This window comes from Micromonospora sp. A3M-1-15, assembly GCF_024213425.1.
GTDB lineage: Bacteria > Actinomycetota > Actinomycetes > Mycobacteriales > Micromonosporaceae > Micromonospora > Micromonospora chersina.
Window position 1 is genome coordinate 1,016,421 of record NZ_JANAVK010000003.1, and the last position, 8,861, is coordinate 1,025,281.

Consider the following 8,861-nt stretch of genomic DNA (forward strand, 5'->3'; position numbering starts at 1 on the left):
ACCCGCGCCGGGTCAGCTCCCGGCGGCCAGCAGCTGGTTGACCTTGTCCTCGGCCGTCTTGAGCAGCGCGTCGATGTTGGCGTTCGGGTTCGTGAGGACCCCGGACATCGCGGCGTCGAGCACCGCGTAGATCGCCTGCGCGTTGCGGGGCTCACCCTTGATCGGGACCGGGTTCGCCTCGAAGATCGCGAAGTTGGCGGTGTCGACGTTCGCGTTGGCCTTGCGCAGGTCGAGTTCCTTCTTCTGCGCGTCGCTGCCGTTGGAGAACAGCAGCGGCTGGGGCAGGCCCACCGGGTAGTTCTGCGGCTTGGCCCGCACGTAGTCGAACTGGCCCTTGCCCGGCGTCAACTTCTGGTAGGCGATCCACTTCAGACCGGCCTTGACCTGCTCGGGGGTCAGGCCCTTCTTGAAGAAGTAGCCCTCGCCGCCACCGAGCGTCGCCTTCGCCGCGCCGTCCTGGCCGGGCAGCGGGCCCATCGCCCAGTCCTGGAACTTGCCCTGGAACTGGCTGACGATCGCCTGGGTGGCGTCCGGCGCGCCGATGAACATGCCGACCTTGCCCGCGCCGGCGTTGGTCAGCAGGTCACCCCACTGGAGCAGCTGGCGGCTGCCCATGCTGTTGTCGCCGTACCGCATGTCCTTGAGGTTCTGCAGGACCTGCTTGCCCATCGAGTTGTTGAAGTCGGCCTTCTTGCCGTCCTCGCTGAGCACCTGGCCGCCCTGGGAGTAGAGCAGGGAGGTGAAGTGCCAGCCGCCCGTGTTGCCGGCGCTGTACTCCGAGTAGCCGGCGATGCCGTTGCCCAGCGCGGAGATCTTCTTGGCCGCCTCCCGGACCTCCGCCCACGTCTTGGGCGGGTTGTTCACGTCGAGGCCCGCCCGCTGGAAGAGGACCTTGTTGTAGACCAGGCCCATCGAGTAGTTCTTCACCGGGACGGCGTAGAGCTTGCCGCCGTCGGTGAAGACCCCCTTGAGCGCCGGGTCGACGCTGTCCCAGGTCGGGATCGTGTCCTTGTTGGCGTACTCCGTGATGTCCATGGCCTGACCGGAGTCCAGCACCTGCTGAAGATCGGTCATGTACCCGTAGAACACGTCCGTCACGGTGCCGCCGGCGAGGCGTGCCGTGAAGTCCGGCGGGTTGTTGCACTGCTCGCCGACGCTGACGCTCTTGATGACGATGTTCGGGTTCTGCTTCTGGAACTCGGCTACGTCGTCGTTCCAGTTCTTCAGCAGCTCTTTCTGGGCGCCGACCGGCTGGCAGTCGACGGTGATGGTGACCTTGCCGCTGGCGTCCTTCGCCGCGTCGTCGCTCTTCGTGGAGCAAGCCGCGAGGCTGAGCCCCAGGCCGGCCACGAGCGCTATCGCCGCAGCCTTCCGGTACTGCGGTACGGACATCTGTCCATCCCTTCGGGGGAACGGGGTATCCATGGCGTTCGCTTGATCTGCCGTGAACGTCACCGCCTGACCTCGGGGCCAGGTGTGAGTGGAGTCACTGTAGCGAGGCGGACTCATTGCGGCAAGGTTCCGATCGTTGACTGAAAGAACACGACTTTGTTAGGACAGATGGCGCTGCACCGAGGAGCCGGGTCCGGCTTCCGGCTTTCGTCCCTTTCGGAGCCCACCTCGGCCGACAACGACGAAACGGCCGCCGACCGCGGGTGGGCGGTCGACGGCCGGAGCGTCGTGCGGCGGTCAGGGAGGCGGTGTGGTGCCGGAGTCCTCCGGCAAGGTGGTCAGCGGTGGGGGGCGGGGGCGGTGGAGCCGCGGACCACGAGCTCGGGCTCGAACAGCAGCTCGTCGTGCAGCACGCCGGCCCCCTCGATCTGGGTGACCAGCAGGTCCACCGCGGCCTGCCCCATCGTCTCGATCGGCTGCCGCACGGTGGTCAACGGCGGGTCGGTGCAGGTCATGAACGCGGAGTCGTCGAAGCCGACCACGGAGACGTCGGTCGGCACCGCGCGGCCGAGGCGCCGCGCGGCCCGGATGGTGCCCAGGGCCAGCACGTCGCTGGCGCAGATGATGCCGGTGACGCCCCGCTCGACCAGCTTGGTCGCCGCGACCCGCGCCCCCTCCATGGAGAAGCTGGAGCGTTCGACGTACGAGTTGTCGTCGCTCCAGCCCGCGACCTGGATCATCGCGGCCAGCTTGCGCCGGGACGGCACGTGGCCCTCCGGGCCGAGCACCATGCCGATCCGCTCGTGCCCGAGCGAGCGCAGGTGCCCGTACGCCTGCTCCACCGCCACCGCGTCGTCGGTGGAGACCCGGGGAAAGCCCAACTCGTCGACGCCCGCGTTGACCAGCACCACGGGCAGGCCCCGGTCGGTCAGCCGGCGGTAGTGCTCGTGGGTGGCGTCGGCGAGGGCGTACGACCCGCCCGCGAAGATCACGCCGGAGACCTGGTGGTCGAGGAGCATCTCGACGTAGTCCGACTCGGACACCCCGCCGATGGTGCGGGCGCAGAGCGCGGGGGTGAACCCCCGCTGCGCGAGGGAGCCGGTCACCACCTCGGCGAGCGCCGGGAAGATCGGGTTCTGCAGCTCGGGCAGGACCAGGCCGACCAGCCGCGCCCGCTCGCCGCGCAACTTGGTCGGGCGCTCGTAGCCGAGCACGTCGAGCGCGGTCAGGACCGCGGTCCGGGTCGCCTCGGACACGCCGCCCCGCCCGTTGAGCACCCGGCTCACGGTCGCCTCGCTGACGCCCGCCTTGCGAGCCACCTCCGTCAACCGTTTCGTCACGGCGGCAATCGTACGTCGTGTTCTTGCAAGAAATGAACAAGGCCCTGCTGGCCGGCGGCCCGACGCGGTCCCCCGGGCGTCCGGCGCACGCCCCGACGGGGGCGTTGCGACCCTCGAAAGATTCGAACAACCAGGCGCTTGAATATCGACAAACGCCAGGAATAACATGAGGCACCTTCCCGGCGGGCGCGCCCCCATCCGCGCCGACGCCACCACCGTCTCCCCCGTCCCCCGGTGAAAGTGGGTAGTCCGATGCAGCGGAGCGTGGAAGGCGCGGCGGGCCCGCGCCCGGCCGTGCCGATCGCCAGGATCCTCGCGGCGGCGGCCACCGCCGTCGCGCTGGCCGTACCGGGCGGGAGCGCCGCCCTCGCGGCCGGTCCCGCCGGCCCGACCCCCGTGGTCACCCGGGCCGGGCTCGACCCGGCGCTGGTCGCCGGCCGGGGCGCCACCGTGGACTTCGTCGAGCAGGAGGCCGAGCACGCCCGGACCACGGGCGCCGTCATCGGCCCGGACCGCACCGCCTACACCCTCGCCGGCGAGGCGTCCGGGCGGCGGGCGGTCCGCCTCTCCCCCGGCCAGTACGTCGAGTTCACCCTGCCGAAGGCGGCCAACGCACTCACCGTCCGGTACAGCATCCCCGACGCGCCCGGCGGTGGTGGGATCACCGCGCCGCTGCGCGTGACCGTCGGGCGCGGCCCGGCCCGCACCATGACGCTCACCTCGCAGTACGCCTGGCTCTACAACCAGTACCCGTTCACCAACGACCCCGGCGCCGACCTGCTCCACCCCGACTGGTGGATCACCGAGTGCTCCTGCGTGCCGGGGGCCACCACGCCCGCTCCGGCCATCGCCAAGCCGTTCCGGCCGCACCACTTCTACGACGAGCAGCGGCTGCTGCTGGGCCGCACCCACCGTGCCGGAGAGGTGGTCCGGTTGACCGCGCCGACCGGCACGGCCGCGGCGTGGACCGTGATCGACCTGCTGGACTCCCACCTGGTGGCCCCACCCCGGGTGCTGCCGCACGCCGTGAACGTGCTGGCCTTCGGCGCCGACCCGACCGGCCGGCGCGAGTCCGCCGACGCCTTCGACCGCGCCGTCGCGTACGCCCGCCGGGTGGACCGCACGCTCTACCTGCCGCCGGGCACGTACCAGGTGAACCGGCACATCACCGTCGACGACGTGACCATCGCGGGCGCCGGCAGCTGGTACACCGTCGTCAAGGGCCGCGAGGTCGCACTCGACACCCCGGCCCCCGACGGCTCGGTGCACACCGGCGTCGGGTTCTACGGCCGCGACGCCGCCGACGGCGGCAGCAGCGACGTCCACCTCTCCGGCTTCGCCGTCGAGGGAGACGTGCGCGAGCGCATCGACACCGACCAGGTCAACGCCGTCGGCGGGGCGCTCAACCACTCCACGGTCGACGGCCTCTACCTGCACCACACCAAGGTCGGCCTGTGGTTCGACGGCCCGATGACCGACCTGCGGGTCACCGACACGGTCATCGCCGACCAGATCGCCGACGGGCTCAACTTCCACACCGGCGTCACCCACTCCGCCATCTCGAACAGCTTCATCCGCAACACCGGCGACGACGCGCTGGCCATGTGGTCGGAGGCGACCGCGACCGCGCACAACACCTTCGACCACAACACGGTGCAGTCCCCGGTCCTGGCCAACGGCATCGCCCTCTACGGCGGCGCCGACCTCACCGTCTCCCACAACCTGATCGCCGACCCGGTCCGTGAGGGCAGCGCCATCCAGGTCGGCTCCCGGTTCGGCGCCGAACCGTTCACCGGCCAGCTCCGGATCACCGGCAACACCACGGTCCGGGCCGGCACGTACGACCTCAACTGGAACATCGGCCTCGGCGCGATCTGGTTCTACGCCCTGGACCGCAGCATCGACGCCGACATCCAGGTGGTCGGCGACAGCTACCTCGACAACACCTACAACGCGATCATGCTGGTCAGCGACTGGCCGGTGAAGGACGCGGTGTCCATCAGCAACGTGCACTTCCGGGACATCCGGGTCGACGGCACCGGCACCTCGGTGGTGAGCGCCCGGACCGCCGGCTCGGCGTCCTTCGCGAATGTGGACGCGCGCAACGTCGGCGCGGTCGGCGTGAACAACTGCGGGTCGTTCCACTTCACCCCGGCCGGGTCGGAGTTCGGCCTCACCGACCTCGGCGGCAACGACGGCTGGCTGGCCCCCTGGCTGCTGCCGAACACCATCACCTGCGACGACCGCCCGCCCGTGGTGCCGCCGCCGGCCCCGGCGCCGTGGTGACCTGATCGCATCCGGGGCGGCCCGGCGGGCGACCTGCCCGCCGGGCCGCTTCGTGCGTCAGTTGGTCAGCCAGCGGTGGATGCAGGTGAGCAGGTCCTCCGCGTCGACCGGCTTGGTCACGTAGTCGCTGGCGCCGGAGGAGAGGCTCTTCTCCCGGTCCCCGCGCATCGCCTTCGCGGTCACCGCGATGATCGGCAGGTCCGCGTAACGGGGCATGGCGCGGATCGCGGCGGTGGCCGCGTACCCGTCCATCTCCGGCATCATGACGTCCATCAGCACCAGGTCGATGTCGTCGTGCCGCATCAGCGTCTCGACGCCCTTGCGGCCGTTCTCCGCGTAGACCACGTCCATGCCGTGCAGTTCGAGGATGTTGGTGAGGGCGAAGACGTTGCGGGCATCGTCGTCCACCACCAGCACCTTGCGGCCGGACAGCTCGCGGGCGACCGGGTCGCCGACCGGGCTGCGGTCGGCGACCGGCGCCGCGAACGACGGCACCCGCTCCGGGGTGTCCGCGGTCAGGTGCAGCACGATGCGCTCGCGCAACTCGTCCAGGCTGCCGAGGATCTCCAGCGGGCGGTCCGCGGCCATCCCCTGGAGCAGAGCGGCCTGCCCGCCCGCGAGCGGCTGACCGTGGTACGCGAGCGCCGGCAGGCCCCGCAGCCCGGGGTGCTCGTGCAGCGCCCTGAGCAGGGCCGTGCCGTGCTCGTCGGCCGGGTCGAGCTGCACCACGAGCAGGTGGTGGCGGTGCCGGGCGAGCGTGTCGACCGCCTCGTCGACGTCCACCGCGGTGGACACCTCGACCGGGCCGCCGGTCTCGGCGGCGACCCCGCGGACCAGCAGGGTGAGCAGGCCCTTCTCGTGCGCCTCCAGCACCAGCACCCGGCGCTGCTGCCGCTCCACCCACCGCTGGGCCTCCGACTCGACCGGGGCAGCGGTCGCCGTGCCCGGCAGGGCCACGCCGGCGTCGGTCAGCGGCGCGGTGGCCGTGGCGGGCAGGTAGAGGGTGAAGGTGCTGCCCTGGCCGAGGACACTCTCCGCGGTGATCTGCCCGCCGAGCAGCCGGGCGATCTCCCGGCTGATGGACAGGCCCAGGCCGGTGCCCCCGTACCGCCGGCTGGTGGTCCCGTCGGCCTGCTGGAACGCGTCGAAGATGGCGGTCAGGTGCTGCTCGGCGATGCCGATGCCGGTGTCGACGACCCGGAACGCGATGACCGTGTCGGCCGGCGGCATCCCGGCCGGCAGCTCGTCCGGGCGGGCCCGCTCGATGCGCAGCTGCACCCGGCCCTTCTCGGTGAACTTGACGGCGTTGGAGACCAGGTTGCGCAGCACCTGCCGCAGCCGCTGCTCGTCGGTGTGCAGCCGGGCCGGCACGTCCGGGCCGGTGACCAGGTCCAGCTCCAGCCCGCGCGGGGTGGTGAGCGGGCGGAACGTGGCGTCGACGTAGTCGCGCAGCGTGGACAGCTCGAACGTCTCCGGGTTGATGTCCATCTTGCCGGCCTCCACCTTGGACAGGTCGAGGATGTCGTTGATGAGCTGGAGCAGGTCGGCGCCGGCCGAGTGGATCACGGTGGCGTACTCGACCTGCTTCGGGGTGAGGTTGCGGTTGGGGTTCTGGGCCAGCAGCTGGGCGAGGATGAGCAGCGAGTTCAGCGGCGTACGCAGCTCGTGGCTCATGTTGGCCAGGAACTCCGACTTGTACTTCGAGGCGAGCGCGAGCTGCTGGGCGCGGGTCTCCAGCTCCTGGCGGGCCTGCTCGATCTCGGAGTTCTTCGTCTCGATGTCGTGGTTCTGCCGGGCCAGCAGGGCGGCCTTCTCCTCCAGCTCGGCGTTGGAGCTCTGGAGTTCCTCGGAGCGGGCCTGCAGCTCCTCCGAGCGGGCCTGGAGTTCGGCCGCCAGCCGCTGCGACTCGGTCAGCAGCACGTCGGTGCGGGCGTTGGCCACGATGGTGTTGACGTTGACGCCGATGGTCTCGGTGAGCTGGTCGAGGAAGTCGCGCTGGGTCTCGGTGAACCGGCCCATGCCGGCCAGCTCGATGACGCCGAGGACCTGGTCCTCGAAGAGGATCGGCAGCACCACGAGGTGCAGCGGCACGGCCGCGCCCAGGCTCGACGAGACGGTGACGTAGTCGGCCGGGACGGCGTCCACCACGATGGCCCGCTTGCTCAGCGCGGCCTGTCCGACCAGCGAGTCGCCCAGGGCGTACCGTCGGCGGGTGGCGTCGTGCCCGTAGCCGCCGACCACCCGCAGGCCCCGGCCGTCGCCGCCGTCGTCGACCAGCAGGAAGGTGCCGAGCTGCGCGGAGACCAGCGGGGCCAGCTCGTTCATGACCAGGCCGGCGACCACCTCCAGGTCCCGGTGGCCCTGCATGAGGCCGGAGATGCGGGCCAGGTTGGTCTTGAGCCAGTCCTGTTCCTGGTTGGTCCGAGTGGTCTCGCGCAGCGACTCCACCATGGAGTTGATGTTGTCCTTGAGCTCGGCGACCTCGCCGGAGGCGTCGACCGTGATCGAGCGGGTCAGGTCGCCGGTGGCGACCGCGCTGGTCACCTCGGCGATGGCCCGCACCTGCCGGGTCAGGTTCCCGGCCAGCTCGTTGACGTTCTCGGTGAGCCGCTTCCAGGTGCCGGAGACGCCCTCCACCTCGGCCTGGCCGCCGAGGCGGCCCTCGCTGCCGACCTCGCGGGCCACCCGGGTGACCTCGGCCGCGAAGCTGGAGAGCTGGTCGACCATCGTGTTGATGGTGGTCTTCAGCTCCAGGATCTCACCGCGGGCGTCCACGTCGATCTTCTTAGTCAGGTCGCCCTGCGCCACCGCGGTGGTCACCTGGGCGATGTTGCGGACCTGGCCGGTGAGGTTGTTCGCCATCGAGTTGACGTTGTCGGTCAGGTCCTTCCAGGTGCCCGCCACGTTCGGCACCCGGGCCTGGCCGCCCAGCTGCCCCTCGGTGCCGACCTCGCGAGCCACCCGGGTCACCTCGTCGGCGAACGCGCTGAGCGTGCCCACCATGGTGTTGATGGTCTGGGCGAGCACGGCGACCTCGCCCTTGGCCTCGACGGTGATCTGCCGGCTCAGGTCGCCCTGCGCGACGGCCGTGGCGACGAGCGCGATCGAACGCACCTGGTTGGTCAGGTTGTTCGCCATCTCGTTGACGTTGTCGGTCAGGTCCTTCCAGGTGCCCGCCACGTTGGAGACCCGGGCCTGGCCACCGAGGCGACCCTCGGTGCCGACCTCGCGGGCCACCCGCGTCACCTCGTCGGCGAACGCCGAGAGCTGGTCGACCATCGTGTTGATGGTCTCCTTCAGGGCGAGGATCTCACCCCGGGCGTCCACGCGGATCTTCTGCGTCAGGTCGCCCTTGGCGACCGCGGTGGTGACCTCGGCGATGCTGCGGACCTGGGCGGTGAGGTTGTCCGCCATGACGTTCACCGACTCGGTGAGGTCCTTCCAGGTGCCCGACACGCCCTTGACGTCGGCCTGGCCGCCGAGGCGGCCCTCGGTGCCGACCTCCCGGGCCACCCGGGTCACCTCGTCGGCGAACGAGGAGAGCTGGTCCACCATCGTGTTGATGGTGTTCTTCAGCTCCAGGATCTCGCCGTGCGCGGTGACGGTGATCTTCTGGGACAGGTCGCCCCGGGCCACCGCGGTGGCGACCTGGGCGATGCTGCGCACCTGGTCGGTGAGGTTGACGGCCATCGAGTTCACCGAGTCGGTCAGGTCCCGCCAGGTGCCGGCGACGCCGCTGACCTGGGCCTGACCGCCGAGCCGACCGTCGGTGCCGACCTCCCGGGCCACCCGGGTCACCTCGTCGGCGAACGAGGAGAGCTGGTCCACCATCGTGTTGATGGT

General features: G+C 70.8%; 4 protein-coding genes and 1 pseudogene. 1 reads left to right on the plus strand and 4 read right to left on the minus strand.

The window, feature by feature from the left end:
- Positions 1 to 12: 12 nt before the first annotated feature.
- Positions 13 to 1,392, minus strand: coding sequence for an ABC transporter substrate-binding protein (locus NLX85_RS19920; protein ID WP_254337266.1), 1,380 nt, complete (start codon positions 1,390 to 1,392; stop codon positions 13 to 15).
- 338 nt (positions 1,393 to 1,730) lie between these two features.
- The gene (locus NLX85_RS19925) at positions 1,731 to 2,732 is read right to left on the minus strand and encodes a substrate-binding domain-containing protein (protein ID WP_254337268.1); all 1,002 of its coding nucleotides are present in this window, start codon (positions 2,730 to 2,732) and stop codon (positions 1,731 to 1,733) included.
- Positions 2,733 to 2,984: 252 nt separating this feature from the next.
- On the opposite strand from NLX85_RS19925, the gene NLX85_RS19930 reads away from it, so the two are divergent.
- Positions 2,985 to 5,018 (plus strand): glycosyl hydrolase family 28-related protein, encoded by a 2,034-nt coding sequence (locus tag NLX85_RS19930; RefSeq protein WP_254337270.1) that lies wholly within the window; start codon positions 2,985 to 2,987, stop codon positions 5,016 to 5,018.
- A 57-nt stretch (positions 5,019 to 5,075) separates the two neighbouring features.
- Here NLX85_RS19930 and NLX85_RS33755 read toward each other — a convergent pair whose 3' ends face one another.
- Together NLX85_RS33755 and NLX85_RS19935 are read right to left on the minus strand one after the other, a co-directional pair.
- A complete protein-coding gene (locus NLX85_RS33755) occupies positions 5,076 to 5,546 on the minus strand; it encodes a response regulator (protein ID WP_374628122.1) in 471 nt (156 codons plus the stop codon).
- 6 nt (positions 5,547 to 5,552) lie between these two features.
- Positions 5,553 to 8,861 (minus strand): annotated as a pseudogene (locus NLX85_RS19935) (HAMP domain-containing protein); the annotation flags it as partial.